Here is a 24,926-nt window from a genome sequence, read left to right as displayed (position 1 = left end):
TCAACCTATTCCCTCGCGCGCGCCACGCCCATGGCCGCGTTCGTCAAGGGCGTCACCCAACTCGCCGGTAACCACCTCGGAACTCGGCCTTTATACAAAAGGAACCATCGCCGCCGCCCCTTTTTGCCAAGTTCGCTCTGATTAGGGAACCCAGACCCGAGCCGACACGGAAAACAACCCTCTTATCGGACTCCCCAACCGGCACATCGTGGGCTTAACTTATGTGCCATGACTCCCCCCCGCTCCACCTATGGCGGCGGCTACTACTCCGCCTCGTCCTTCTCGGACACCCCGATCTACGACCGTCTCGTAGCCGAGCGGGGAACGCCCCAGATCGCTCCGATCCGGGTGCCCGCCGCTTACGACTCGGGCAGCAGCCCGTCCACGCCGGGCAGCTACCTGCCCGCGTTGCCGTCGGCGCTGCCCGCCCTGCCGGCCGGGCCGTCCTACCAGGCCCCGTCCTACGGCTACCCGCAGGCCCAGCAGCCGGCCCCGCTGCAGCAGGCCGCGCCGTACATCCCGCAGCAGCCCGCGGGACCGCGCGGCTACCCGGGCACACCGCAGCCGCAGCAACCGCGCCCGCTGGGCACCACGGGTTACGAGGCGATGCGCCCGGCCACACCGAGGCCCGCCCCGGCTCCGTACCAGCAGGACCAGTACAACGGCCAGCAGTACCGCGGTTACTGATCCGCCGACCCGGTCGATAATCCGCCCGGGAATCCGCTGTCACCTGGCACGATGACGTCATGGGGAACGCGGAACTGCACTCGATACACGTCCATCCGGTCAAGGCGTTCCGGGGCCAGGCGCCCCGGGAGGCCGTCGTGGAGCCCTGGGGGCTGGCCGGAGACCGGCGCTGGGTACTGATCGACGCCTCCGGCAGGGTCGTCACCCAGCGCCAGCAACCGAGTCTGGCGCGCGCCGCCGCCGAGCTGCTGCCCGGCGGCGGCGTGCGGCTGTCCGCGCCCGGCCGGGAACCGGCGGACATCCGCTGCCCGGAACCCGAGCGGGCCGGCACGGTCACGGTGGACATCTTCGGCGACAAGGTGATGGCCCTGGCCGCCGACCCCGCCGCGCACGCCTGGTGCAGCGCGTACCTGGGCGAGGACGTCCATCTCGTCCATATGCACGACCCGGCCACGAGCCGTGCGGTCGACCCCGAGTACGCCCGCCCGGACGAGACCGTGAGCTTCGCCGACGGCTATCCGCTGCTGCTCACCACCGTCGCCTCGCTGGACGCCCTCAACACCCTGATCGCCCGGGGTGACAACGCCGACGAGGGCCCGCTGCCCATGAACCGTTTCCGGCCCAACGTCGTGGTGTCCGGCACCGAGCCCTGGGCGGAGGACTCCTGGTCCCGGATCGCCATCGGCGACATCGCCTTCCGGGTGCCCAAGGCGTGCGCGCGCTGCGTCGTCACCACCACCGACCAGGGCACCGGCGACCGCGGCCGGGAACCGCTGCGCACCCTGGGCCGCTTCCGGCGCTTCGGCAACAGCCTCGTCTTCGGCCAGAACCTGATTCCCGAGTCGACCGGCACCCTGCGGATCGGCGATCCGCTGAGGATCCTCGAATAGTCCCCACCGACGGGGAACCCGGAACAAGGGCACACACGTTCAGATCGCGTAAGACGTCCGGGTGAGGCCCGTGAGAGCGGGTGATATGGCTCTCTCTTCCGCCGGTCCGGGCGTGGGCGGTGCCGTTCGGGGTTATGACGGTCGGGGAAGGGGGTTCCAAGGGGTGCGGGCAATCGGCGGACTCTGGCGCTGGCGGCACAACCCGCTGCGCCGTACGACCGACCTCGTCGAGGCGTGGGTCGCGCTGGCCGCCGCCGTGCTCATCCTGGTCGCCGCGCCACTGATCGGCGCACTCTGCGGAAGCCTGGCCCAGGACGCTCTGCAGCGGTCGGTACGGGAGCAGCACCGCGTCCGCCACGAGGCGACGGCCACGGTGGTGAAGCAGCACACCCGCGTCGGTCTGGACCCCGACCCCGAGTCATCTTCCGTCCGGGACGCCCAGAGCAGGGTGACGGCCAACTGGACGGGCCCGGACGGCATACGACGGCACGGCACGGTGCTGGCCCCCCTGAAGGACCCCCGGCCCGGTGACCGGTTCACGATATGGACGGACGATCAGGGCGGCATCGTCAGCCGCCCGCTGGACAGTGCCACGGCGACGACCCATGCCGTGCTGGCCGGTTTCGGTGTGATGCTGGCGTCCGCCGGACTGGTCGAGGCGAGTCGGCGGTTGATCGTATGGCGGCTGATACGCAGGCGGTACGCCCGCTGGGACCGCGCGTGGGAGCAGGCCGGACCCGACTGGGGCAGGACGGGCACGGGCAGCTGAACAGCCTGTCGGCTCGGGTCAACTCCCCATCTCCGCGCACGCTACGGTGGACCAGCCGAACTGTTCGGCTACCTTTCGCGCATGCCGCGAGGATCCGCGTACAACGAGGTGGGGGCACAGCAGCGCCATGGCACAGGGCACGGTCCAGGTGACACACACCGGCACCTCGCGGTGGCGGCGCCGCACGGGTGAGTACGGCTCGCTGGCCGCGGCCCTGGAGGCGGCGGGCGACGGAGACGTCCTCACCGTTGCCCCCGGTACGTACCGCGAGAACCTCGTAGTTCAGCGGGCGGTGACCCTCCGCGGACCCGAGGGCTCCCCCGGCTCCGTACGCATCGCGCCGGCCGACGGCGTGCCGCTCACCGTGCGGGCCTCGGCGGTGGTGCAGGACCTTCTGGTGGAGGGTCAGGACTCGGCGGCGCCCGCGCTGCTCGTGGAAGAGGGCGCTCCGGAACTGACGGACATCCGGATCGTCACCAGGTCCGCCGCCGGGATCGAGGTGCGCGGCGGCGCGCGGCCGACCGTGCGGCGCTGCACCGTCGACAACCCCGGCGGTATCGGCATCGCCGTGGTCGACGGCGGGGGCGGGGTGTTCGAGGAGTGCGAGGTCGTCGCGGCGGGCCAGGCGGGCGTGGCGGTGCGCGGGGGCGCGCATCCCCGGCTCGAGCGCTGCCGGGTGCACCACACCTCCGGCTCGGGCTTGTCCGCGACCGGGGACAACTCCGCGCTGGAGGCGATCGGTTGCGAGGTGTACGAGGTCAAGGGCTCCGGGGTGCAGATCACCACCCGGGCCACGGCACACCTCACCGACTGCGATGTGCACCGTACGACGGCGGACGGCGTCACACTGGACACGGACGCGGTGCTCACGCTCGCCGACTGCCGTATCCACGACATCCCGGAGAACGCCGTCGATCTCAGATCGCGTTCGGTGCTCACCCTGACGCGTTCCACGGTGAGCCGGTTCGGGCGCAACGGCCTGTCCGTGTGGGACCCGGGCACGCGTGTGGACGCCAACCAGTGCGAGATCCACGAGAGCACGGGTGACTACCCCGCGGTGTGGGTGAGCGACGGCGCCACCGCGGTCCTCGACTCCTGCCGGGTGCGCGACGTGCCGGACGCGCTGTTCGTACTGGACCGCGGCTCCCGCGCAGATGTCGTCGACAGCGACCTCACGCAGGTGCGCAACACCGCCGTGTCGGTGAGCGACGGCGCCACGGCGCAGCTCGACGACTGCCGGATCCGGGACGCGGCGACGGGCGCCTGGTTCCGCGACCACGGCAGCGGCGGCACACTCTCCGGGTGCACGGTCGACGACGTCCAGACCGGGGTGATCGTCACCAAGGGCGCCGACCCCACCATCGAGCGGTGCACGGTCACCTCCCCGGCCGAGGCCGGTTTCTACGTCTCCGCCGGCGGGCGCGGCAGCTTCAGCGGCTGCCGGGTGACGGGCAGTGCGGGCTACGGCTTCCATGTCATCGACGGCTGCCGTACGACCATGCGCAAGTGCCGTACGGAGCGCTGCGCGCGCGGGGGTTACGAGTTCGCCGACGGCGGCGGGGACGGCGGCACGGGGCCGCTCGTGGAGGACTGCACCAGCGACGAGAGCGCGGGGCTGCGCACCTCCGGTCCGGCGGGCGCTCCGGCGCGGGAGACCGCCGCGCAGACGACGGCGAGTGGGTCACCGGGACTGCTGGGGGCGATCCCCGGCCAGCGCGTCACCGAGCCGGAGCGGACGGCCGTGCCCGAACCGCAACCGGAGCCGGTCGCGCGTGCCTCGACGGCCGTCCTCGGTGAGCTGGACGCGCTGGTGGGCCTGGACAGCGTCAAGCGGGAGGTGCGCGCACTGACCGACATGATCGAGGTGGGCCGGCGCCGGCAGCAGGCGGGTCTCAAGGCGGCGTCCGTACGGCGCCACCTGGTGTTCACGGGTTCCCCGGGCACCGGCAAGACGACGGTGGCGCGGCTCTACGGCGAGATCCTCGCCTCGCTCGGCGTCCTGGAGAAGGGGCACCTGGTCGAGGTGTCCCGGGTCGACCTGGTCGGCGAGCACATCGGTTCCACGGCGATCCGAACGCAGGAGGCGTTCGACCGGGCGCGTGGCGGGGTGCTCTTCATCGACGAGGCGTACGCGCTCTCGCCGGAGGACTCCGGGCGTGACTTCGGCCGGGAGGCGATCGACACGCTGGTGAAGCTGATGGAGGACCACCGGGAGGCGGTCGTGGTGATCGTCGCGGGCTACACCGAGGAGATGGAGCGTTTCCTGTCGGTCAACCCGGGTGTGGCCTCCCGGTTCTCACGGACCATCACCTTCAGCGACTACCTGCCCGAGGAACTGCTGCGGATCGTGGAGCAGCAGGCCGAGGAGCACGAGTACCGGCTGGCGCCGGGGGCGGCGCAGGCCCTGCTGAAGTACTTCGGCGCGATCCCGAAGGGCCCCGCGTTCGGCAACGGCCGCACGGCGCGGCAGACGTTCGAGGCGATGGTGGAGCGGCACGCGGGCCGGGTCGCCCAGCTCGCCGAACCGAGCACGGACGACCTCACCCTGCTCTATGCCGAGGACTTGCCCGAACTGCCCTGAGAAGCACGGGCGTTGGGCACTGGGCCGGGGGCGTCGGGCACTGGGCCGGGAGCGCCGGGAACCGGTCCGGGAGCACCGGGGCCCCCGGGAACCGGGCCAGGAGCGCCGGGCACCGCACCCGGTGCGTCGGGCACTGGGCCGGGGGTGTTGGCGTCGCCGGGGGCTTTCGGTGGCGTGTGCTCGGGGCGCGGGTCCGGCACTTCCGGGCGCAGTCTGGTCAGCAGGTGCTCCCGTTCGTCGGCGAAGGCGGGGTCCGCCTGGTAGTCGCTGTGGCCGAGGATCGGTGCGGGGAGCGGGTGGCTCGGGGTGCGGCCGTAGGCGAGCGGGTCCCGCAGGGCGGCTCGGTCGACCTGCGGACCGCATGCGCCGGTGAGCCGGACGGGACCGCCGATGGGGTCGGTGAGGCGGTACAGGTTGCGCCAGCAGTCGACCTCGCGGTGCAGGCAGCTGAGCGAGTCGGACCCGAAGTGCGCGGGGAACCAGCGTCCGTAGAGCCGCTCCAGGGGTGAGCCGTAGGTGAGCAGCGCGACCCGCCGCCGCACCTCCGGGCGCAGCTGCCAGGCCGCGGCGGCGGCGAGGACACTGCCCTGGGAGTGCCCGGAGATGACGAGCCGCCCGCCGGTGGCTCGGGTCCAGGTGGCCATGCGCCAGGCCAGGTCGGGAACGGCGCGCTCGGCGTAACAGGGGGGCGCGAAGGGGTGTGCGGCGCGCGGCCAGAAGGTGCCGACGTCCCAGAGGATGCCGATGGTTCGGCGCGCGGAGGCGTCCTTGTAGGCGCGGCGTCCCCAGGTGACGAAGAGGATGAAGCCGAGGCCGATCAGCCAGGACCCGAGCGCCTGGGCGGCCTCGGCGGCGCCCTCGACGACGTCGTAGGAATCGCGCGCGGCCTCGGCCGGCACCTGGCGGGTGGTGAGGGCACCGATGAGGGCGCCCGCGCCGAGCAGCAGGGTCACGGCGGACACGATGCCGATGACGAGCGGCGCCTCGTCGGTGAGCCTGGCGGTCGCCCGTGCCCCGGCGATCCGCCGGGTGCGGGCCACATCCCTGCGCTCCCGCTCACCCCCGTCCGGGTCGCTGCGCATCCACCCCTCCCCCTCGGCCGGCTCCCCCGGCACCCGGGCCGCATCGCCGCCCGGCTCATGCCCGTCGCCGTCGCCCGTCGCCCCCTCGCCGCCTCGGGGGGCGGTCGGCCGGTCGAGGCCGTACTCGCTTTCCACCAGGTCCAGCTCGGCCCGGCGCCGCCGCCACGTCCGCCAGGACAGCCAGGCGAGCAGGATCAGCAGGACGACCAGCAGCGGCGGGATCACCGAGGCCTGCCAGGTGAGCAGGACCGGTGGGCCCGCGATCGAGCCGGAGCGGCCGTCCAGCCAGTCGGCGACGCGCTGTGCGACCCCGCCGGACATCACCCCGCCCAGCGCGCAGGCCAGCATCGCGACGGCGGGCCCGGCGAGGCCGCGCATCGCCGTACGGGACTCGGGCCGGGAGCGGAAGAGGAGATGGGCGACCACGCCGAGCGCGATCACCAGCAGACCCTGCACGAGGACGATCCCGCCGAAGGCGGCGTCGCCCGGCAGCCGGTTCCCGGACCGCCAGCCGGGGCGGGACCAGCCCGCGTAGACGGCGGTGAGTGCGAACAGGGCGACCGAGGCCGCGGGGAGCCGGCGGATCAGGTCCCGGTCGAGGATCTCGTCGACACGGTGCTCGCTGCGGCCCCGGCAGCACACCACCCACACGACGAGCACGGCGCCCACCGCGAGCCCCGCCTCGATGAGACCGCCGAGGACGTCGAGGATCGCCGGCCCGCCCTCCTCGCGGTCGAAGCGGCCGGCCGGGGTGCCGACCACCGCTGCGATCGTGAGGAAACCGGCGGCGGTGTGCGCGGCCCGCAGCCGGGCGACCAGTCTGCGCCCGTACCAGAAGCCCGGGCGCCCGAGCGCGGTGCGGTCGGCGTCGTCCGGGGTCTCGGGGCGGCGCGGCAGCGGCGGCTGTGACTCGTAGGCGTTCCAGGTGCGGTGTGCCAGGTACCACAGCAGGACGACGAGCGCCGCGGGGACCGCGGAGGCGAGGGCGAGCCGCCGCCCCGGCTGGGTCCACCAGCCGTCGCGGGTGACGTGCGGCGAGAGGAACCCCAGCCATGAGTGGTCGGTGGCACAGCCGGACGAACCGGCGCACTGCCAGGCGGCGAGGTCGAGCGCGACCTCGCAGGCGGCGGCCACCAGCAGCACGGTCAGGGTCAGCCCGGTCAGCCGCACGATCAGCCCGTACAGGCGTATGGTCCGCAGTCGGCCGCGCCCGGCGGGGCGCATCCAGTGCGCCAGGTTGACCACCATGAAGGGGAGCAGCAGCAGCCACAGCGCACGGGCTCCGTTGCCGGAGGTGAGATTGCACCAGACGTAGGCTTCCGGCACCGGTTTGCCGCGGTAGTCCCGCGGTCGCCGTTCCGCGTCCGCGTCGTCGATGCGTCGGAAGACGGCCGCCGTCTCGTCACCGGTGATCCGGACCGTACGCGGATCGTCCAGCATCTTCTCCGGTGTCGTCCCGCCGACGCCGTGGACCAGTAGTTCCAGGGCCGTCTCGGCGCCCTGGGGCGAGGAGTCCGGCCGTGCCGTGCTGGCGGGCCGCGCCGCTTCTGTCATCTCTGCCGTCCCCCGAGTCAGGCATGTCATGTACAAGTTCAAGGATCACGGATCGGAACCCGGTGCGCACCCTTCGTCACGGAATCTCCCCGATCCTGGCGGAAGTGACGCATGACATCGGCTGCGGCTGGGTAGGGGGCCGCCCCGGACAGTGGCGCGATCCGGTGTCTCGCATGCGAATATGGGACGTCCTCACGGCCACGGGCGCCGGAGAACCTCCACGTCGGAGGAGGTTCGGAGGATGTGTCGGCGAGTCGAAGGGACCGGAGCGGGCGTGAGTGAGAATCAGAACCTCCTCGCCGAACAGCGGCGCGCCCTGATCCTCGATGAGGTCCGGCGCCGCGGCGGGGTCCGGGTGAACGAGCTCACCAGGAAGCTCGGCGTCTCCGACATGACGGTCCGCCGCGACCTCGACGCGCTGGCACGCCAGGGCGTGGTCGAGAAGGTGCACGGTGGCGCGGTCCCGGTCGTAGAGGCGAGCACGCACGAGCCGGGCTTCGAGGCCAAGTCGGGTCTGGAGCTGACCGCCAAGGAGGACATCGCCCGGGCCGCCGCGGAGCTGGTCTCCCCGGGCACGGCGATCGCGCTGTCGGGCGGTACGACGACATACGCGCTGGCGCACCAGCTGCTCGAGGTGCCGGACCTGACCGTGGTGACCAATTCCGTGCGCGTCGCCGATGTCTTCCACGCCGCGCAGCGCACCTCGGGGCAGCGGCAGGGGGCGGCGACCGTCGTACTCACCGGTGGCGTACGCACGCCCTCGGACTCACTGGTGGGGCCTGTGGCCGACCAGGCGATCGGGGCGCTCCACTTCGACATGCTCTTCCTCGGTGTGCACGGCATATCGGTCGAGGCCGGGCTGTCGACGCCGAACCTCGCGGAGGCGGAGACCAACCGGCGGCTGGTGCAGTCCGCGCGGCGCGTGGTGGTCGTCGCCGACCACACCAAGTGGGGCACTGTCGGCCTGAGTTCGTTCGCGACGCTGGCGCAGGTCGACACCTGGGTCACCGACTCGGGCCTGCCCGCCGCGGCTCGCGCGCAGAGCTCCGAGCATCTGCGTCGGCTGCTGGTGGTGGGTGAACCGGAGGCCCCCGACGACCGCGACGATTTCGAGGACAGCGACAACGCCCGGGCCGCCACAGGAGTTTGACGGGATGTCACACACCGCACCGGGGGTTCATTCGGACCACACCCCCGTCTCGAGCAACGTATTGATGACCGCCGCACAGGGCTCGATGTCCAGCCCCTGACCGGCCAGCCAGGCATCCGAGTAGTACTTGTCCAGATACCGTTCCCCGGGGTCGCACAACAGGGTCACCACACTGCCCGCCCGGCCCGCGGCAAGCATCTCCGCGACGATCTTCAGCGCGCCCCACAGTCCCGTCCCGGTGGAACCTCCGGCCCTGCGCCCGATGGCCCGTTCCAGCGCCCGTACGGCGGCGACGCTCGCCGCGTCCGGAACCTTCATCATCCGGTCGATGGCCCCCGTCACGAAGCTGGGTTCCATCCGGGGCCGTCCGATGCCCTCGATACGGGAACCCCGTTCGCATTCGACGTCCGGGCTCCCGGTCGTCCAGCCCTCGAAGAAACATGAGTTGTCGGGGTCGGCGACACAGATCCGGGTGTCGTACTGCATGTAGTGCACATAGCGGGCGAGGGTCGCCGAGGTGCCCCCGGTGCCGGCCGTCGCCACGATCCACGCCGGCTCGGGGAACCGCTCCAGCCGCAGCTGGCGGAAGATGGACTCGGCGATGTTGTTGTTGCCGCGCCAGTCCGTGGCTCGTTCCGCGTAGGTGAACTGGTCCATGTAGTGGCCGCCGGTCCGCTCCGCGAGGGCCGCCGCCTCCTCGTACATCCGGCGCGAGTCGTCGACGAAGTGGCACCGGCCGCCGTGGAACTCGATGAGCCGGCACTTCTCGGCGCTCGTCGTGCGGGGCATGACGGCGACGAACGGCACCCCGATCAGGCCCGCGAAGTACGCCTCGGAGACGGCCGTCGAGCCGCTGGACGCCTCGATCACCGGGCGTCCGGGGCGGATCCAGCCGTTGCACAGCCCGTACAGGAACAGTGAGCGGGCCAGCCGGTGCTTGAGGCTGCCGGTGGGATGGGTCGACTCGTCCTTGAGGTAGAGGTCGATGTCCCATTCCTCGGGCAGCGGGAAGCGCAGCAGATGCGTGTCGGCCGACCGGCCGGCCTCGGCCTGCACCTTGCGGACCGCTTCCTTCAGCCAGTCCCGGTATGCCGCGTCGCTGTGGTCGACGTCGAGGGTCCGTCCGGCGCGGGCCGGGGCGGTGCCGCTGCCGGTGCTCCTGTGCCCGGTAAACCCGGCTCCGCCTGCGCTCCCCGGGCTTTCGGTGCCTTCGACGATTTCGGCGCTTTCGCCACTCCCGGTACCCCCGGCGCCCTCGGTACCGCCGGTCCCAGCGGTACCACCGGTGCCTTCCGTACTGTCGGCGCCCTCGGGCCTCGCGCCGGTGTGCGCCGTTCGGGGGATGCTCACGGCGGGCTCCTCTTCGCGCTGTGCCGTCGCCGGTTGGGACGCGGCCTGACGCCCCGATCATAGACAGCTTCCGCACGCTTCTCACCTGCATAAACACTTCTTTGAGGCGCTCAAAGGCACGCCTGGCGCACGGAGCACCACGGTCCGGGGGCGCATTCGCGTCAGTGCACCGGATGACCTGGGTGCGACCGCCTCACGCACTGGTGCTCCGCGCCGGGGCCAGGCAGACTGCACCGCACGGGGGTACACACTGAGATCACGACCGGACATGGACGCACGAGGGGGCGGGCCATCATGGCGGAGCCGGAGTTCACGGCCAAGGGCGTGCGGATCGGCAAGAGGCTGCGTTCGCTCACCCGGGCCGGGCAGGTCCGGATCAGCGAGGGCAGAGTGCAGTTGCTCACCAGTTACGGCAGCGAGATCGACAGCGCGCCGGTGCAGGCGGTACGGGCGTCGAAGCCCTGGTTCTCGGACGACCGCGCGCTGGCGGACCTCAACGGCACGCGTTACTCACTGACCCTCGGTGAGAACGACCCCGCCCCCGGCCAGCCCGGGCCGCCGGCCGCGCGCCGGTTCATCGAGGCGGTCCGCAAGGCGGCCGGCCGACGCGGCTGACCAAACGCGAGTTGCACAGCCTCACCCCTTCCGTCACGCTGGTCTCACATCACTCTCGGTGCACCGGCGATGACGCTGCGCAGCGGACCGTCGGACATGACAACAGGCGGCCGTAGGACGCAGCCGCAGCACAGCAGCGGTCGGCGGCGGGTCGGCTTCGCACCGCCGCCCTCCCGCCGCAGCCGTTCTCGTCTTCTTCCGGAACCCAATTCGGGGAGTCGCAGCCGTGATCAGCCAGCCGAGCAGGCATTGCACGGTGGAGCTCCAAGCCCTGCCGTCGCGGATCGGTCAGGTCCGCAGAATCGTATCTGCGCAGTTGCGCTACTGGCATCTGGATCCCTTGATAGACCGGGCCGCGCTCGGCGTGACCGAGCTGCTGACCAACGTGCACCGGCACGCCCAGCCCGACAAGACGTGCACGGTGGAGATCGAGCTGCTGCTGGGCCGGCTCACGGTCTCCGTCCACGACCACGACCCCCGGCTTCCCGAGGTGCAGGACGCGGACCCCTTCGCCACCTGCGGTCGGGGCCTCGCCCTCGTCGCCGCGGTGAGCGAGAGCTGGGGGGCGCGTCCGCAGGGTGACACCGGCAAGGTGGTGTGGTTCACCCTGCCGGCGTCGGCCCCGGCGATGTCGCTCTGCCCACCGCACGTCCTGGCCCAACTGCCCGGCCGTACGCGGTCGGCGGAGCCGTTCGCCCCGGCGGAGCTCGCCGACGGACGCGGGCCCGGGCATGCCCCCGCCCGGTCGGCGGCGGTCCGCTGACCGGGTGAGCGTCGACGTTCCGGAGCCGGAGGCCCCGTGCCGGCGGCGGGGCGAGGGGTGGTCGGGGTCATGGTGGTCAGACGGCTCACCCCTTCCCTGTACGACCCGACTGACCGAACGGGCCGAACTGTTCGAACTGGCCGAACTGCTCGTCCAGGACGGACAGCCTTCGCCAGTACTCGTCCTCGTCGATCTCGCCGGAGGCGAAGCGGCGGCCGAGGACGGCGATCGGTGAGTCGCCCCGCGGACGGTGGTCCATGGCACGCCACGGCCCGCCGCGCCCGCGCCACACGGTGCGGCGCAGCAGGGTCACGACGCCGATCACCACGGCCGCCCAGACCAGCGGGAGGAACAGGATCCACGGTCCGGGTCCGCCGTCCCAGTTCGCGAGTGTCTGCATCTCGGACTCATCTCCTTCGAAGCGCTCGGATGGCGTTGTCGAGATGCTTCGAGACTCGCTCCGGGGAGGGGTCCGCGTCGTCGTACGGCAAGCGACAGTGCGCGTACCACGGCGGGAGTACGCGACGCCCGGCGCCCTCCGGCAGACCTCAGAGCAGGGCGGCCAGCGGGTCGTCCAGGACCGGTTGCCAGGCCAACTCGGCGGCGCCGACCAGGCTGTTGTGGTCGAGGCTGCAGGCGAGGATCGGCACGCCGCCGCTCTGGCCCCACAGGCTGCGGTCCGCGACGACGGCCCGGAGGCGTTCCGGGTCGGCGTCAAGCAGGGTGCGGTGGAGTCCGCCGAGGATGATGCGGTCCGGGTTCAGGATGTTGACCAGACCCGCCAGGCCGAGACCGAGACGGTCGATCAGCGTCTCGGCCGCCGTGCGGACGTCCGGGTCCGCGTAGTGACCGCGGATCAGGTCGTTGGCCTGCTGGAGCAGGGAGATCTCCGGGCCCGGGTCGCGGCCCGCCGCGGTGAGGAACGCGAGGGGATCCGCCTCGACGTCCAGGCAGCCCCGGCTGCCGCAGTGGCACGGGCGGCCCTCGGGGGTGACCGTGAGGTGGCCGACCTCCAGGGCGAGCCCCGAACTCCCCGTGTGCAGCCGCCCGTCGAGCACGAGTGCACCGCCGACGCCCCGGTGCCCGGTGGCCACGCACAACAGGTCCCGGGAGCCGCGGCCGGCCCCGTGCCGGTGTTCGGCGAGCGCGGCGAGGTTGACGTCGTTCCCGGCGAACACCGGCCCCTCGAGACCAGCCTCGCGGACCCGCTCGGCGAAGATCTGCCGTACCGGGGAACCCGCGGGCCAGGCGAGGTGGAGCGGGTTGAGAGCCAGGCCGTCCGGTTCGGCGACCGCGGACGGCACCGCGAGCCCGGCGCCGACGCACCGCCGCCCTGTCTGGCGCAACAGCTCCGCTCCTGCCTCGACCACGGAACCGAGCACCTTGGCCGGGTCCGCGTCGACCGTCTCGCAGCCCGGCGCGGTCGCCACGATCCGGCCGCCGAGCCCGACCAGCGCGGCCCGGAAGCCGTCGGCGTGGACCTGCGCGGCCAGGGCCACCGGCCCGTCCTCCGCCACCGCGAGCCGGTGCGAGGGCCGGCCCTGCGCACCGGAGGCGATGCCCGGCCGGGCGTCGACCCGGATCAGCCCGAGCGCCTCCAGCTCCGCGGCCACCGCCCCGGCCGTGGCCCGGGTGACGCCCAGTTCGGCGGTGAGCACGGCACGGGTCGGGGCGCGTCCGGTGTGCACGAGTTCCAGGGCCGGGCCGAGCGCTCCGCGCCCGCGGTCCAGCCGTGCCCGTGTGGTCCCTTCCCCCGCCCTCCGGGGGTCCGCATTGCCGGTCATGAGGGCGAGTCTCCCATGATCGGTCCGCTCCTCCCGCTACAGACCGCTCACACGCAATGTGATGTTGAGCCGCCCCGTCAGCCCCAACTCCGGTGGCCCGGTGCCCGGATGAACCCGGGGCACCCCGTGGTACGCGAACCGCGAAGCACCGCCGAACACGAACAGATCACCGCTGCGCAGCTCCACGTCCGTGTACGGGCGCGTCCGCGTCTCGGTGTTCCCGAAGCGGAAGACACAGCTGTCACCGAGGCTGAGCGACACCACGGGGGCGTCGGACTTCTCGTCGCTGTCGCGGTGCATGCCCATGCGGGCTTCCGCATCATAGAAGTTGATCAGGGCGACGTCGTACGTCGGAATCGACGTGACACCCGGCCCGAGGACGTCACCTCCGCCGGCGCAGACATCGGCCACCGCACCGCGCCCCAGCTCGCCGAGCCACTCCGGGAACGGTTTCACCGGCGCTCCGTCACCGTCGGTGGCCGTACGGGCGTACCCGTAGGGAGCCCAGTGCCGGCCGAGACAGACCTGTCGGGCGGTCATCGTGCCGCCACCGAGCGTGCGCACCGTACGCAGCCCGGCGGGCGGGCGCGCCCAGGACCGGCACGCTTCGAGGAGGCTCCGCTGCCGTCCGGGGTCCAGCCAGTCCGGCACATGGACCGCGCCCGGCGCGATCTCCTCGCGGCTCCGCGGGAACAGCTCGGCGTCCATGGGATCCATCATCCGTGACCGGCCGGCCGGACGGACCGGGGCGGGGCCGGGACGGGCTGTGGCCGGGACGGGCCGTGGCCAGGACAGGCCGTGGCCAGGACGGGCCGTGGCCAGGACAGGCCGTGGCCAGGACAGGCCGTGGCCGGGACAGGCCGTGGCCAGGACAGGCCGTGGCCAGGACGGGCCGTGGCCAGGACGGGCCGTGGCCAGGACGGGCCGTGGCCAGGACGGGCCGTGGCCAGGACGGGCCGTGGCCGGGACAGGCCGTGGCCGGGACAGGCCGTGGCCAGGACGGGCCGTGGCCAGGACGGGCCGTGGCCAGGACGGGCCGTGGCCAGGACAGGCCGTGGCCAGGACAGGCCGTGGCCAGGACAGGCCGTGGCCAGGACAGGCCGTGGCCAGGACAGGCCGTGGCCAGGACAGGCCGTGGCCAGGACAGGCCGTGGCCAGGACAGGCCGGGACCGGGGTTGGCCCGCCGGACGGACCGGCAAGGCTGGGGCGGCGCTCGGTTAGCCTGGGCGCACGATGAACGACCCTCTGACGACCGCTTGGGGCGAGTACGCACTCACCCGTTTCCCCGAGGATCCGCGCGACCGGCTGCGTGCCTGGGACGCCGCCGACGCCTATCTGCTGCGGCACATCGGACCTGAGCCCGCGGGAGAGGTCGTGGTGCTGGGCGACCGCTGGGGTGCGCTGGTCACGGCGCTGGCGGCCCGGCGGCCCACGCAGATCAGCGACTCGTTCCTGGGCCGTGAGGCGACGCGCGCGAACCTCGCGCGGGCCGGCGTCGACCCCGCCGCCGTACGGCTGCTCACCACCCGGGACACCCCGCCCCAGCGCGTCGACACGCTGCTGGTCAGGGTGCCGAAGAGCCTGGCGCTCCTGGAGGACCAACTGCACCGGCTGGCGCCCGCCGTGCACGAGGGAACGGTGATCGTCGGCACCGGGATGGTCAAGGAGATCCACACCTCGACGCTGACGCTGTTCGAGAGGATCCTCGGACCGACCCGGACCTCACTCGCCGAGCAGAAGGCCCGGCTGATCTTCTGCACGCCCGAGGCAGGAGAGGCGGGCGCCGACCCATGGCCGTACAGCTACGCCCTCCCCGACGGTATCGGCCCCATGTCGGGCCGTACGGTGGTCAATCACGCGGGCGTCTTCTGTGCGGACCGCCTCGACATCGGCACCCGCTTCTTCCTGCGGCACCTGCCCGGCGGACGGGACGGCTCCCGGATCGTCGATCTCGGGTGCGGTAACGGAATCGTCGGAACGGCGGCGGCGCTGGCCAGTCCAGGGGCCGAGGTGCTGTTCACGGACGAGTCGTACCAGGCGGTCGCGTCGGCCGAGGCCACCTACCGGGCCAACTCCGGCGACATCGAGGGCAAGGCCGAGTTCCGGGTCGGCGACGGACTGACCGGGATGCCGGCGGGCAGCGTCGACCTCGTGCTCAACAACCCGCCGTTCCACTCGCACCAGGCGACGACCGACGCCACGGCCTGGCGGATGTTCACCGGGGCGCGGCGTGCGCTGCGACGGGGCGGCGAGCTGTGGGTGATCGGCAACCGGCATCTCGGCTACCACGTGAAGCTGCGGCGGCTCTTCGGCAACAGTGAACTCGTCGCGAGTGACGCGAAGTTCGTGGTTCTGAAGGCGGTCAGGACCTGACGCCCCGGGTGCCGTCAGGGGCGGCCGGGACGCCGTCAGAGGCGGCCGGGACGCCGTCAGGGAAGGTGCTTCGCAAGGCGCGCGGTGAGGCGCCCAGTTCACGGCGGCAGGCCTTGTTGAAGGCCTGGAGATCGGGGATGCCGACCGACGCGGCGACCGCGGGGATGGAGAGCGTCGACGCGCGCAGCAGATGCCCGGCGCGCTCCATTCTGCGGCGGCGGATCCAGGCCACCACCGTGCCCCCCGTCTCCTGGCGGAAGAGCCTGGTCAGGTGGTTGTGCGAGACGCCGGCGACGCGTGCCACCCCGGGCACGGTGAGCGGCGCGGCGAGGTGTGCCTCGATGTGCGCGATCGCGCTGGTGACGGCCGGATGCGGCCCCCGCCGGCCGACCGCGGGCGCCAGGTCCGTGATCCGCCACAGCACCGTCCAGATTTCCGCGCGGGTGCGCTCCGGGGCTCCGGGCGCGGCGGCGATCGCCCGGAGGAACTGACCGGTGAGCCACGGGAGTTCGTGCCCGGCGTCCTGGACCACGGGCAGGGTGCGCGAGGGTCCGGCGGTGGTGATGCGCAGATGTGCGTAGAGGTGCTGGGATCGGCCCCGGTAGCGGTAGTGGACGGTGGTGCCCGGCGGTACGAGGCTGATCCGACCGGGACGCAGGGCGTGCACCGTGCCGTCCACGGTGAGCTCGGCCTCGTACTGGTAGAGGTGCAACTGCCAGAGTTCGGGCAGCCGGAAGACATCGGTGCGGCTCGCGACGCCGTGCACCCCGACCCCGATGTTGGCGACGACGGGCGGCTCACCCAGATGGATCTCCGTGTCGCGCATGGGGAGAAGTTACCAGCGGGGCCGTCCGCAGCCTCGGGTACGGCGGGTCCTGCTCAGCCGCCCCACTCCGCCCCCGCCCCGCACGGACACAGCCGGCCCACCCCCGGCCCCGCACGGACACGGCCGGCTGCCCCGGCCCGCCCCGGCAGGCTCAGCCCACCCCGCCCCGCACGACCTTGATCAGTCGCGCCACCGCCTCCGCCATCGCCTCCCGTCCCACACTGAGGTACGCGCGCGAGTCGACCGCCTTCGGATGGGTGTCCAGGTACTTCCGTATCGCGCCGGTCATCGCGATGTTCAGGGCCGTGCCGATGTTGACCTTGGAGATTCCGCCCGCGACGGCCGCCGACAGTTCGTCGTCCGGCAGCCCTGACGAGCCGTGCAGCACGAGGGGCACGTCGAGGACGGCGGACAGACGCTCGAGCCGGTCGTGGTCGACGGTGGCGGTACGGGTGGTCATCGCGTGGGAGCTGCCGATCGCGACCGCGAGGGCGTCCACGCCGGACTCGGCGACGAAGGCGCGCGCCTCGGCCGGGTCGGTCCGGGCACCGGGCGCGTGCGCGTCCAACGGGGGCCGGCCGTACTTGCCCCCGATCTCTCCCAACTCGGCCTCGATCCACAGCCCTTGGCGGTGCGCCCAGGCGACGGCTGCCCGGGTGGCGGCAACGTTGTCCGCATACGGCAGCCGGGCCGCGTCGTACATCACGGAGCTGAATCCCGCGTCCGCGGCCCGGCGCAGCAGTTCGTCGCTCTGGACGTGGTCGAGGTGGCATCCCACGGGCACGGAGGCCCGTTCGGCGGCCGCGGTGGTGGCGCGGGCGAGCGGAAGCAGCCGTCCGTAGCGGTACTTCACCGCGTTCTCGCTGATCTGCAGGATGACGGGGGCGTCCACGGATTCGGCGCCCGCGATGACCGCCTCGACGTGCTCCAGCGTGATGACGTTGAAGGCCGCGACCGCCGCACCCGCCTCGGCGGCTTCGGCGACCAGGGCTCCGGTTGCTGCGATGGGCACAAGTCCTCCAGTGGCGAGGGCGGGTCGTTGAGGGTTCCTCCTCCCCGGCCGTCAGTCGACGGCCGGGGCGAGGACCACCGAGCGGGTGAGATGGCGCGGCCGGTCGGGGTCCAGCCCGCGCCGGCCGGCGACCGCGACGGCGAGCCGGTGGACGCGGACGAGTTCGGCGAGCGGGTCCAGGCCGCCCGGTACCCACAACGCGCCGGTGCCGCGCACCTGTTGGGCAAGGCCATCGGGTGCCTCTCCGAGCATCCAGGTCGCGGTGCCCGACGTCGTGACGCTGATGGGGCCGTGCCGGTACTCCATCGCCGGGTAGGCCTCGGACCAGGCGAGTGCGGCTTCGCGCAGTTTCAGTCCGGCCTCGTTCGCCAGCCCGACGCTCCAGCCGCGGCCCAGGAACGTGAACTGGGTGCAGTCGACGAGCGCGTCGGGCAGCGGGGTGCGCAGCGCGGTGCGGGCGTCGGCGACGACGGCGTCGGTGTGCAAGCCGAGGTGGGCCCGGAGCAGGGTGAGCGCGGTGGTCGCGAACCGGGTCTGCACAACGGACCGTTCGTCCGCGAAGTCCAGGACGACGACGTCGTCGGCGGCCCGCATCACCGGCGTCCCCGGATCCGCGGTGATCGCGGTCGTCCGTACCGTTCCGCGCAGCCGGCCGAGGAGTTCCAGCACCTCGGTGGTGGTGCCGGAGCGGCTGAGGGCGAGGACGCTGTCGTACGGCCGGCCGTGGGGGAATTCGGAGGCGGGGAAGGCGTCCGTCTCGCCGTGCCCGGCTCCCTCGCGCAGGGCGGCTATCGCCTGCCCCATGAAGTAGGAGGTGCCGCAGCCCACCACCGCGACCCGCTCCCCCGGAGTCGGCAGCGCGGCGGCGTGCCGCGGCGCCCATGCGGCGGCGCGTGTCCAGCACTCCGGCTGACTGGTCAGCTCGTCCTCGACATGACTCATGCGAGCACTCTCCCCACAAACGTCCCCGAGCATGCTTGTTCGTGCAAGATAAATCGGTATTTCAAGCAGGACCAAGCATACAGCGAGCATGGAAGCGGACTCTTCGACGAAGCGCCACGCCTCGGGGCGTGCGCTAGGGTCGCGGCAAGATCGAGGAACGGAGATCGCGGATGTCACGCGACGCCCGCTGGCAGACGCTGCTGGAAATGCTCGTCGAACGGGGTCGGCTGGACGTCGAGGAGGCGGCGGCGGAGCTGGCGGTGTCGGCCGCGACGATCCGCCGCGACTTCGACCGGCTGGCCGAGCAGCAGATGCTGGTGCGCACCCGGGGCGGCGCGGTGGTGCACGGTGTGTCCTACGAGCTCCCCCTGCGCTACAAGACGGCCCGCCGCGCCTCCGAGAAGCAGCGCATCGCCGAGGCCGTGGCGTCACTGATCGCGCCGGGTGAGGCGGTCGGACTGACCGGCGGCACCACGACCACAGAGGTGGCCCGGGCCCTCGCGACGCGACCCGAACTCACCACTGGAGCACCGGCGTTGACCATCGTGACGAACGCGCTCAACATCGCCAACGAACTGGCCGTGCGCCCCCAGTTCAAGATCGTGGTGACCGGCGGGGTCGCCCGGCCGCAGTCGTACGAGCTCATCGGGCCGCTCGCGGACGGTGTACTCGCCCAGATCACCATCGACGTGGCCGTACTGGGCGTGGTCGGTTTCGACCCGGCACAGGGCGCCGCCGCGCACGACGAGGCGGAGGCCGCGATCAACCGTCTGCTGTGCGAGCGCGCCGAAAGGGTGGTGGTCGCGGCCGACTCGAGCAAACTGGGCCGGCGCGCCTTCGCCCGTATCTGCGCCGCGGACGCGGTGGACACCCTGGTCACGGACACCGCGGTGGACGAGGACGTGGTGCGGCGGTTCGAGGAGGTGGGGGTTTTTGTGGTCACGGTGTGACTGCGCGGGGCAGCGGGCACCCCGGACAGCCGCGTCTGCGGTGGGCCCCCGGGTGGCAAGGTGAGAACCGACCTGTTCGCACAAACACTCTGTCCGGCAGACTCCTGCCATGGAGATTTCGGACCACATCAAGACCCTCGAGAGTGAGGGCCGGCTGCTGGCCGGGGCGGCCGAGGACAGCGGTACTGGGGCTCCCGTGCCCACCTGCCCCGGGTGGCGGGTGCGTGATCTGCTGCGGCACACGACGATGGTGCACCGGTGGGCCGCCGCGTTCGTCGCCGAGGGGCACACTTCCTTCCACCCGGACGGCGGGCTCACCGAGCTGGACGGCGCGGACTTGCTGGACTGGTTCCGGGGCGGGCACCGGCAACTCGTCGACACGCTCGCCCACGCCCCGGCCGACGTGGAGTGCTGGAGTTTCCTGCCGGCGCCGTCGCCGCTCGCCTTCTGGGCCCGGCGCCAGGCGCACGAGACCACGATCCACCGCATCGACGCGGAGTCCGCGCGCGGCGGCACGCCGACCGCGATCGCCGAGGAGTTCGCGGTCGATGGCATCGACGAGCTGCTGAGCGGCTTCCACGCCCGGGCGAAGAGCCGACTGCGGACCGACGAGCCCCGCGTCCTGCGGATACGCGCGGAGGACGCGGGTGTGGTGTGGACGGTGCGGCTGTCTGCCGAACCGCCCGTGACGGAGCGGGCCGCGACGGCGGACGCCGACTGCGAGCTGACGGGCTCCGCCGAGCGGTTGTACCTGGCGTTGTGGAATCGCGGGCCGTTCCCGAGCGTCACCGGGGACGAGTCGCTGGCCACGCTGTGGCGGGAGAAGTCCGCGGTCACCTGGAACTGATCCCGCCCCGAGCCTCCTCCCGGCCGAACCGCCCGCCGAAGGGAGCCGCCCGCCCGACCGAGCCCTCAGCCCCAGCGAGGCCCAAGCCGCCCGTCAGCCCAGCCAGCCCGGCCGTACCAGCCCCGACTCATAGGCCAGGACGACCAGTTGGGCCCGGTCGCGGGCGCCCAGCTTCACCATGGTGCGACTGACGTGGGTCTTGGCGGTGAGCGGGCTGACGACCAGACGGCGGGCGATCTCCTCGTTGGTCAGGCCGATGCCGACCAGCGCCATCACCTCCCGTTCCCGTTCGGTGAGCCGGGCGAGAGCGTCCGCCGCAGCGGGTTCCTTGGAACGGGCCGCGAACTCGGCGATCAGCCGGCGTGTCACCCCCGGTGAGAGCAGGGCGTCACCCTGCACCACCGCCCGCACCGCGCGCAGCAGTTCCTCCGGTTCGGTGTCCTTCACGAGGAATCCGGAGGCGCCGGAACGGATCGCCTCGAAGACGTACTCGTCGAGCTCGAAGGTGGTCAGCATGACGACCTTGACGTCCTGCAACCCAGCGTCGCCGGTGATGCGGCGGGTCGCTGCGAGGCCGTCGAGCAGTGGCATGCGGATGTCCATGAGGACCACGTCCGGCCGCAGCTGACGCACCCGGCGCAGCGCCTCCTCGCCGTCGGCCGCCTCGCCCGCCACCTCGATGTCCGGCTGCGCGTCGAGCAGGGCCCTGAACCCGGCGCGCACCAGCGACTGGTCGTCGGCGAGCATTACACGGATCACCGCTCCTCCTCGATCGGCAATTCGGCCAGCACCCGGAAGCCCCCGTCCTCACGTGGGCCCGCCTCGATGGTGCCGCCCAGCGCGGCCGCCCGCTCCCGCATCCCCGCCAGACCGTTGCCGCTGCCGCCCGCGTCCGCGCCGGTCGCCGGTCCGTCGTCGTCGATACGGAGCCGGAGTGCGCCCGGCACGCGGTCGATCAGGACGCGAGCACGACGCGCACCGGAGTGCCGTATGACGTTGGTCAGCGCCTCCTGGACGATGCGGAAGGCGGCGAGATCCGCGCCCGGCGGGAGCTCGGGGCACTCCCCCAATGTCTCGACGGTGAGTCCCGCGTCCGCCGCCTGCGCCACCAGCTCCGGCAGACGGTCGAGTCCGGGCGCGGGCGCGCGCGGCGCGTCGCCCGGCGTGCGGAGCGTGCCGAGCACTTGGCGGACCTCGCCGAGCGCTTCCTTGCTGGCCGCCTTGATGGTGGTGAGAGCGGTACGGGCCTGCTCCGGGTCGGAGTCGAGGAGGGCGAGGCCCACGCCCGCCTGGACATTGATCACGGAGATGCTGTGCGCGAGGACGTCGTGGAGTTCGCGGGCGATGCGCAGTCGTTCCTCGTCGGCGCGTCGCCGGGCGGCCTGTGCCCGCGCGGCGCGGTCCCGGGCCCACTGCTCACGGCGCACCCGGGCCAGCTCCGAGACGGAGACGAGCGCCACCATCCACGTGGCGACGGCGATCTCCTGCGCCCACGGCGCGGCGTCGTCCCCGGACGGCGGCAGCCGGTGGTAGAGCCAGTGCGCGACGAGCAGATGTCCCGCCCACAGCATTCCGAGGGCGCTCCAGGCGGCCCGGCGGTGCCCGGCCAGTACCGCGCTGAAGCAGCCGACGGCGACGGTGACGAAGACGGGGCCGTACACGTATCCGGCCCCAACGTAGACCAGCACCGTGCCGGCCGTGCCGAAGACCACGACGACCGGGTGCCGCTTCCGCCAGAGCAGTAGGGCGCAGCCCAGGAGCAACAGGGCGACGCCGAGTCCGTCGAGCTGTACGCGCTCGCCCTTCTGTTCCCGGGAGGCGAAGGCCGACCCGATGACCACCACAGCGGTGATCACGGCCGTGGACCGCCAGGGCCACCCTCCGCCGTCCCCTCGCCACCAGCCCGGCCCGTGCGGCGAGGAGCCCGGCCCGTCCCGCCACCAGCCCGGCCCGTGCGGCCAGGAGCCCGGCCCGTCCCGCCACCAGCCCGGCCCGTGCGGTGACCACTCCGACGGCTCGCCGCACCCACGCTGCTCCTTCATGACAGCCACGCTAGAGGCCGGGTCGCGGTGCGGACGTCCGCCGGGTGTGGCGATCGGGCGTACTCCCCGCGTAGTACTCACGCGGCACCGCGAGCCCGGCACTCGAACGTCAGCGGCCGGTCCCGCGCCCCGCGCTCTTCGGGTACACCAGCCCCACGCCGTGCGCCAGGTTCCCCACCGCGTGGCGGAAGAACGCCTCGCGGTCCTCGACCACCCCCCTGAAATGCCCGAACACCTCGAAGCTCACCAGCCCGAACAGCTGAGCCCACGCGGCGACCAGCGCCGCGACCGTCTCGGGCGGCAGATCGGGGGCGAGGTCGGCGGCCATCCGCCGGGCCTCGGCCTGCAGCTCGGCCGGGAGCGTCGGACGGGCCACACCCGGCCCGTGGTAGGCGTCGCGGACCACGGCGATGAGGAGCAGGGCGACCCGGGACGCGGCCGGCACGGTGCTCTTCGGCGCGGTGTAGCCGGGGACGGGCGTTCCGTAGATGAGCGCGTACTCGTGCGGATGCGCCAGCGCCCACGTCCGCACCGCCTCGCACACGACACCCCAGCGGTGGGCGTGTTCCGCGTCCGCCACCTCGGCGTGTGCCGCTTCCGCGGCCTCCCCCAACGAGTCGTACGCGTCGACGATGAGCGCGGTCAGCAGGTCGTCGCGGCTGGGGAAGTAGCGGTACACGGCGGAGGAGACCATGCCCAGTTCACGGGCCACGGCGCGCAGCGACAGCTTCGCGGCGCCCTCGGCGGCCAGCTGTCTGCGCGCCGCGTCCTTGATGGCCGCGGTCACTTCGATACGGGCGCGGGCCCGGGCTCCTCGTGCCGTGTTCATGCGAGCGAGTGTGCCACGATTCCGGAGCGGTGCACACAAAAGAGAGCGTCGCACCGCGAAGAGAGCGGCGCACCGAATAGAGAGCGCTGCTCTTGCTCCGGAGCACCGATGTCGTGCACACTGCTCTCAAGCGAGAGCAGTGCTCTCGAAATGTAGGTCAGCTCATAGGGGGTCACGATGGCTCAGCAGCACTACATCAAGCCCGGCGGTTTCGAGGCAGGCATGAACCGGTTCGTCGGTTGGCTCGCCCGCCGCGGCGTCAGCATCCTCGGCCACGCGGAACTCTCCGTCCGCGGCCGTAAGAGCGGCGAGTGGCGCCGGGTCCCCGTGAACCCGCTCCCGTACGAGGACGGCCCCTACCTCGTCTCGGCCCGCGGCCACTCCGACTGGGTGCGCAACATGCGGGCCGCGGGCGGCGGACGGCTCCAAGTGGGGCGCAGGACACGGGAGTTCACGGCGGTCGAGCTGCCCGACGCCGAGAAGCCGGCGATCCTGCGTACCTACCTCAAGAAGTGGGGCTGGGAAGTGGGCCGCTTCTTCGGGGACGTCAACGCCGACTCCACCGACGAGGAACTGCTCGCGGCCGCACACAAGCACCCCGTCTTCCGGATCACCGTCAACCGGTGAGCCCCCGCGCCGTCAGCGGTCGAGCGCGGTCAGGGCGCGCTGGGCGATGGGGTGGGTGCGGACGATCTCGCCCAGCGAGGTCGAGCCACGGGTGATGTCCATGAACGCCTTCCAGGCCGGCCGGAAGCCGGTGAGGGCCGCGTGGAACAGGCCGGGACGGCGTTCGAAGACCGTGAGCAGCCGCTTGCCGACGCTCATCTCGACGCCCAGCCCCGCTTTGATCGCGAAAGCGTAGTTCAGTGCCTGCCGACGGGTGTCCACGGCGTCGTGCGCCTCGGCGATCCGTACCGCCCACTCCCCCGCGAGGCGCCCCGAGCGCAGCGCGAACGAGATGCCCTCACGGGTCCACGGCTCCAGCAGCCCGGCCGCGTCCCCGCACACCAGCACCCGCCCGCGCGACAACGGCGAGTCCTCGGCGCGGCAGCGCGTCAAGTGCCCGGACGAGATGCTCGGTTCGAAGCCGGCGAGGCCGAGCCGGCCGATGAAGTCCTCCAAGTACCGCTTGGTCGCGGCGCCTTCGCCACGCGCCGAGATCACCCCGACCGTCAGGGTGTCCCCCTTGGGAAACACCCAGCCATAACTCCCGGGCATCGGGCCCCAGTCGAGGAGAACCCGCCCCGCCCAGTCCTCCGCGACGGTCTCCGGGACCGGGATCTCCGCCTCCAGCCCGAGGTCCACCTGATCGAGTTTCACCCCGACATGTGCCCCTATGCGGCTGGCGCTGCCGTCCGCGCCGACGACCGCCCGGGCCAGCAGCGTCTCGCCGCCCTGCAGTACGACGGCGACCGTGCGCCGGTCCGGCACGGCGGACCCGTGCTGTTCGACCCGCGAGACCGTGACTCCCGTGCGCAGCTCGGCGCCGGCCTTTTGCGCGTGCTCGACCAGTTGCTGGTCGAACTCGGGCCGGTTGATCAGCCCGAACAGCATCTGCCTGGAGCGACGGGTGCGGGAGAAGCGGCCGTCCAGCGAGAAGGTGACCGCGTGCACGCGGTCCCGCAGGGGCAGTTCGAAACCGGGCGGCAGCGCGTCACGCGAGGGCCCGATGATGCCTCCGCCGCAGGTCTTGTACCGGGGCAGCTCCGCCTTCTCGACGAGCAGGACGCTCCGTCCCGCGACCGCCGCCGCGTAGGCCGCCGAGGCGCCCGCGGGTCCCGCGCCGACCACGACAACGTCCCAGACCCGCTGGACCCGCTCGCCCGAAGAGTTCTCGCTGCTCACGATGGTTCGCTGCTCCCGATCAAGCCGCCTGCCG

23 protein-coding genes are annotated in these 24,926 nt (G+C 72.5%); 11 read left to right on the top strand and 12 right to left on the bottom strand.

The annotated features are described in order from the left end of the window. Positions 1 to 228 precede the first annotated feature (228 nt). The 4 genes from EF387_RS20935 to EF387_RS20920 all read left to right on the top strand — a co-directional run bounded on the left by EF387_RS20935 (position 229) and on the right by EF387_RS20920 (position 4,927). The gene (locus tag EF387_RS20935; RefSeq protein WP_128378126.1) at positions 229 to 687 is read left to right on the top strand and encodes a DUF6643 family protein; all 459 of its coding nucleotides are present in this window, start codon (positions 229 to 231) and stop codon (positions 685 to 687) included. 59 nt (positions 688 to 746) lie between these two features. Beyond that, the gene (locus EF387_RS20930; RefSeq protein ID WP_128378125.1) at positions 747 to 1,577 is read left to right on the top strand and encodes an MOSC domain-containing protein; all 831 of its coding nucleotides are present in this window, start codon (positions 747 to 749) and stop codon (positions 1,575 to 1,577) included. Positions 1,578 to 1,740: 163 nt separating this feature from the next. After that, positions 1,741 to 2,346 (top strand): Rv1733c family protein, encoded by a 606-nt coding sequence (locus tag EF387_RS20925; RefSeq protein ID WP_128378124.1) that lies wholly within the window; start codon positions 1,741 to 1,743, stop codon positions 2,344 to 2,346. A gap of 127 nt (positions 2,347 to 2,473) precedes the next feature. Continuing rightward, positions 2,474 to 4,927 carry a right-handed parallel beta-helix repeat-containing protein gene (locus EF387_RS20920; protein WP_162467176.1) on the top strand — a complete coding sequence of 818 codons (2,454 nt, stop codon included), beginning with the start codon at positions 2,474 to 2,476 and terminating at the stop codon, positions 4,925 to 4,927. On the opposite strand, the gene EF387_RS20915 is transcribed toward EF387_RS20920, so the two are convergent. Continuing rightward, positions 4,897 to 7,563: a hypothetical protein gene (locus tag EF387_RS20915; protein ID WP_420802602.1), complete on the bottom strand. Its 2,667-nt coding sequence runs from the start codon at positions 7,561 to 7,563 to the stop codon at positions 4,897 to 4,899. The two genes, EF387_RS20920 and EF387_RS20915, sit on opposite strands and share 31 nt — an antisense overlap. A 274-nt stretch (positions 7,564 to 7,837) precedes the next feature. Here EF387_RS20915 and EF387_RS20910 point away from each other — a divergent pair, with 274 nt between their 5' ends. Then, the gene (locus EF387_RS20910) at positions 7,838 to 8,713 is read left to right on the top strand and encodes a DeoR/GlpR family DNA-binding transcription regulator (protein ID WP_128378122.1); all 876 of its coding nucleotides are present in this window, start codon (positions 7,838 to 7,840) and stop codon (positions 8,711 to 8,713) included. A 27-nt stretch (positions 8,714 to 8,740) separates the two neighbouring features. Here EF387_RS20910 and EF387_RS20905 read toward each other — a convergent pair whose 3' ends face one another. Next, entirely contained in the window at positions 8,741 to 9,931 is a 1,191-nt protein-coding gene (locus EF387_RS20905; RefSeq protein WP_128378287.1) for a PLP-dependent cysteine synthase family protein, read from the bottom strand. 426 nt (positions 9,932 to 10,357) lie between these two features. On the opposite strand from EF387_RS20905, the gene EF387_RS20900 reads away from it, so the two are divergent. After that, positions 10,358 to 10,678, top strand: coding sequence for a hypothetical protein (locus EF387_RS20900; RefSeq protein ID WP_128378121.1), 321 nt, complete (start codon positions 10,358 to 10,360; stop codon positions 10,676 to 10,678). 226 nt (positions 10,679 to 10,904) lie between these two features. Beyond that, on the top strand, positions 10,905 to 11,441 hold the full coding sequence (locus EF387_RS20895; protein WP_128378120.1) for an ATP-binding protein: 537 nt from the start codon (positions 10,905 to 10,907) through the stop codon (positions 11,439 to 11,441). A gap of 85 nt (positions 11,442 to 11,526) precedes the next feature. On the opposite strand, the gene EF387_RS20890 is transcribed toward EF387_RS20895, so the two are convergent. The 3 genes from EF387_RS20890 to EF387_RS20880 form a co-directional block, all read right to left on the bottom strand. Next, positions 11,527 to 11,841, bottom strand: a complete 315-nt coding sequence (locus EF387_RS20890) for an SHOCT domain-containing protein (protein ID WP_128378119.1) — start codon at positions 11,839 to 11,841, stop codon at positions 11,527 to 11,529. 148 nt (positions 11,842 to 11,989) lie between these two features. Next, positions 11,990 to 13,225, bottom strand: coding sequence for an ROK family protein (locus EF387_RS20885; RefSeq protein ID WP_128378118.1), 1,236 nt, complete (start codon positions 13,223 to 13,225; stop codon positions 11,990 to 11,992). Positions 13,226 to 13,261: 36 nt separating this feature from the next. Further along, a complete protein-coding gene (locus EF387_RS20880; RefSeq protein ID WP_128378117.1) occupies positions 13,262 to 13,933 on the bottom strand; it encodes an alpha-ketoglutarate-dependent dioxygenase AlkB family protein in 672 nt (223 codons plus the stop codon). 526 nt (positions 13,934 to 14,459) lie between these two features. Here EF387_RS20880 and EF387_RS20875 point away from each other — a divergent pair. Then, the gene (locus EF387_RS20875) at positions 14,460 to 15,599 is read left to right on the top strand and encodes a methyltransferase (protein WP_202918330.1); all 1,140 of its coding nucleotides are present in this window, start codon (positions 14,460 to 14,462) and stop codon (positions 15,597 to 15,599) included. On the opposite strand, the gene EF387_RS20870 is transcribed toward EF387_RS20875, so the two are convergent. The 3 genes from EF387_RS20870 to EF387_RS20860 all read right to left on the bottom strand — a co-directional run bounded on the left by EF387_RS20870 (position 15,589) and on the right by EF387_RS20860 (position 18,379). Further along, positions 15,589 to 16,425 (bottom strand): AraC family transcriptional regulator, encoded by an 837-nt coding sequence (locus EF387_RS20870; RefSeq protein ID WP_128378116.1) that lies wholly within the window; start codon positions 16,423 to 16,425, stop codon positions 15,589 to 15,591. The two genes, EF387_RS20875 and EF387_RS20870, sit on opposite strands and share 11 nt — an antisense overlap. Before the next feature lie 151 nt (positions 16,426 to 16,576). Continuing rightward, complete coding sequence (locus tag EF387_RS20865) at positions 16,577 to 17,437, bottom strand: class II fructose-bisphosphate aldolase (RefSeq protein WP_128378115.1); 861 nt, start codon at positions 17,435 to 17,437, stop codon at positions 16,577 to 16,579. 51 nt (positions 17,438 to 17,488) lie between these two features. Beyond that, positions 17,489 to 18,379 carry an SIS domain-containing protein gene (locus EF387_RS20860; protein ID WP_128378114.1) on the bottom strand — a complete coding sequence of 297 codons (891 nt, stop codon included), beginning with the start codon at positions 18,377 to 18,379 and terminating at the stop codon, positions 17,489 to 17,491. 170 nt (positions 18,380 to 18,549) lie between these two features. Here EF387_RS20860 and EF387_RS20855 point away from each other — a divergent pair, with 170 nt between their 5' ends. Together EF387_RS20855 and EF387_RS20850 are read left to right on the top strand one after the other, a co-directional pair. Beyond that, positions 18,550 to 19,329, top strand: coding sequence for a DeoR/GlpR family DNA-binding transcription regulator (locus EF387_RS20855; protein WP_128378113.1), 780 nt, complete (start codon positions 18,550 to 18,552; stop codon positions 19,327 to 19,329). A 109-nt stretch (positions 19,330 to 19,438) separates the two neighbouring features. After that, positions 19,439 to 20,176: a maleylpyruvate isomerase family mycothiol-dependent enzyme gene (locus tag EF387_RS20850; protein WP_128378112.1), complete on the top strand. Its 738-nt coding sequence runs from the start codon at positions 19,439 to 19,441 to the stop codon at positions 20,174 to 20,176. A gap of 93 nt (positions 20,177 to 20,269) precedes the next feature. Here the strand turns inward: EF387_RS20850 and EF387_RS20845 are convergent, their stop codons facing one another. From EF387_RS20845 to EF387_RS20835, 3 genes are all read right to left on the bottom strand, one after another. Further along, the gene (locus EF387_RS20845) at positions 20,270 to 20,935 is read right to left on the bottom strand and encodes a response regulator transcription factor (protein ID WP_128378111.1); all 666 of its coding nucleotides are present in this window, start codon (positions 20,933 to 20,935) and stop codon (positions 20,270 to 20,272) included. Further along, positions 20,932 to 22,227, bottom strand: a complete 1,296-nt coding sequence (locus EF387_RS20840; protein WP_420802601.1) for a sensor histidine kinase — start codon at positions 22,225 to 22,227, stop codon at positions 20,932 to 20,934. The genes EF387_RS20845 and EF387_RS20840 overlap by 4 nt, the downstream gene beginning before the upstream one ends. Before the next feature lie 100 nt (positions 22,228 to 22,327). Then, the gene (locus EF387_RS20835; protein ID WP_128378109.1) at positions 22,328 to 23,047 is read right to left on the bottom strand and encodes a TetR/AcrR family transcriptional regulator; all 720 of its coding nucleotides are present in this window, start codon (positions 23,045 to 23,047) and stop codon (positions 22,328 to 22,330) included. A gap of 177 nt (positions 23,048 to 23,224) precedes the next feature. On the opposite strand from EF387_RS20835, the gene EF387_RS20830 reads away from it, so the two are divergent. Continuing rightward, a complete protein-coding gene (locus EF387_RS20830; RefSeq protein WP_128378108.1) occupies positions 23,225 to 23,674 on the top strand; it encodes a nitroreductase family deazaflavin-dependent oxidoreductase in 450 nt (149 codons plus the stop codon). 12 nt (positions 23,675 to 23,686) lie between these two features. Here EF387_RS20830 and EF387_RS20825 read toward each other — a convergent pair whose 3' ends face one another. After that, positions 23,687 to 24,892: a geranylgeranyl reductase family protein gene (locus EF387_RS20825; RefSeq protein ID WP_128378107.1), complete on the bottom strand. Its 1,206-nt coding sequence runs from the start codon at positions 24,890 to 24,892 to the stop codon at positions 23,687 to 23,689. Between the last annotated feature and the right edge of the window lie 34 nt (positions 24,893 to 24,926).

Source organism: Streptomyces cavernae, from assembly GCF_004023625.1.
Classification (GTDB): Bacteria; Actinomycetota; Actinomycetes; order Streptomycetales; family Streptomycetaceae; genus Streptomyces; species Streptomyces cavernae.
The sequence above is the reverse complement of the archived record's forward strand: the minus strand, read 5'-3'. Positions and strand labels throughout refer to the sequence as shown.

What these genes read in the sequence shown, in the direction of transcription:
- EF387_RS20935 (WP_128378126.1), top strand. Translation starts at nt 229, where the DNA reads ATGACTCCCCCCCGCTCCACCTATGGCGGCGGCTACTACTCCGCCTCG.
- EF387_RS20835 (WP_128378109.1), bottom strand. Translation starts at nt 23,047, where the DNA reads ATGAACACGGCACGAGGAGCCCGGGCCCGCGCCCGTATCGAAGTGACC.
- EF387_RS20850 (WP_128378112.1), top strand. Translation starts at nt 19,439, where the DNA reads ATGGAGATTTCGGACCACATCAAGACCCTCGAGAGTGAGGGCCGGCTG.
- EF387_RS20890 (WP_128378119.1), bottom strand. Translation starts at nt 11,841, where the DNA reads ATGCAGACACTCGCGAACTGGGACGGCGGACCCGGACCGTGGATCCTG.
- EF387_RS20875 (WP_202918330.1), top strand. Translation starts at nt 14,460, where the DNA reads ATGAACGACCCTCTGACGACCGCTTGGGGCGAGTACGCACTCACCCGT.
- EF387_RS20870 (WP_128378116.1), bottom strand. Translation starts at nt 16,425, where the DNA reads ATGCGCGACACGGAGATCCATCTGGGTGAGCCGCCCGTCGTCGCCAAC.
- EF387_RS20860 (WP_128378114.1), bottom strand. Translation starts at nt 18,379, where the DNA reads ATGAGTCATGTCGAGGACGAGCTGACCAGTCAGCCGGAGTGCTGGACA.
- EF387_RS20880 (WP_128378117.1), bottom strand. Translation starts at nt 13,933, where the DNA reads ATGGACGCCGAGCTGTTCCCGCGGAGCCGCGAGGAGATCGCGCCGGGC.
- EF387_RS20830 (WP_128378108.1), top strand. Translation starts at nt 23,225, where the DNA reads ATGGCTCAGCAGCACTACATCAAGCCCGGCGGTTTCGAGGCAGGCATG.
- EF387_RS20900 (WP_128378121.1), top strand. Translation starts at nt 10,358, where the DNA reads ATGGCGGAGCCGGAGTTCACGGCCAAGGGCGTGCGGATCGGCAAGAGG.
- EF387_RS20885 (WP_128378118.1), bottom strand. Translation starts at nt 13,225, where the DNA reads ATGACCGGCAATGCGGACCCCCGGAGGGCGGGGGAAGGGACCACACGG.
- EF387_RS20930 (WP_128378125.1), top strand. Translation starts at nt 747, where the DNA reads ATGGGGAACGCGGAACTGCACTCGATACACGTCCATCCGGTCAAGGCG.
- EF387_RS20915 (WP_420802602.1), bottom strand. Translation starts at nt 7,563, where the DNA reads ATGACAGAAGCGGCGCGGCCCGCCAGCACGGCACGGCCGGACTCCTCG.
- EF387_RS20920 (WP_162467176.1), top strand. Translation starts at nt 2,474, where the DNA reads ATGGCACAGGGCACGGTCCAGGTGACACACACCGGCACCTCGCGGTGG.
- EF387_RS20855 (WP_128378113.1), top strand. Translation starts at nt 18,550, where the DNA reads ATGTCACGCGACGCCCGCTGGCAGACGCTGCTGGAAATGCTCGTCGAA.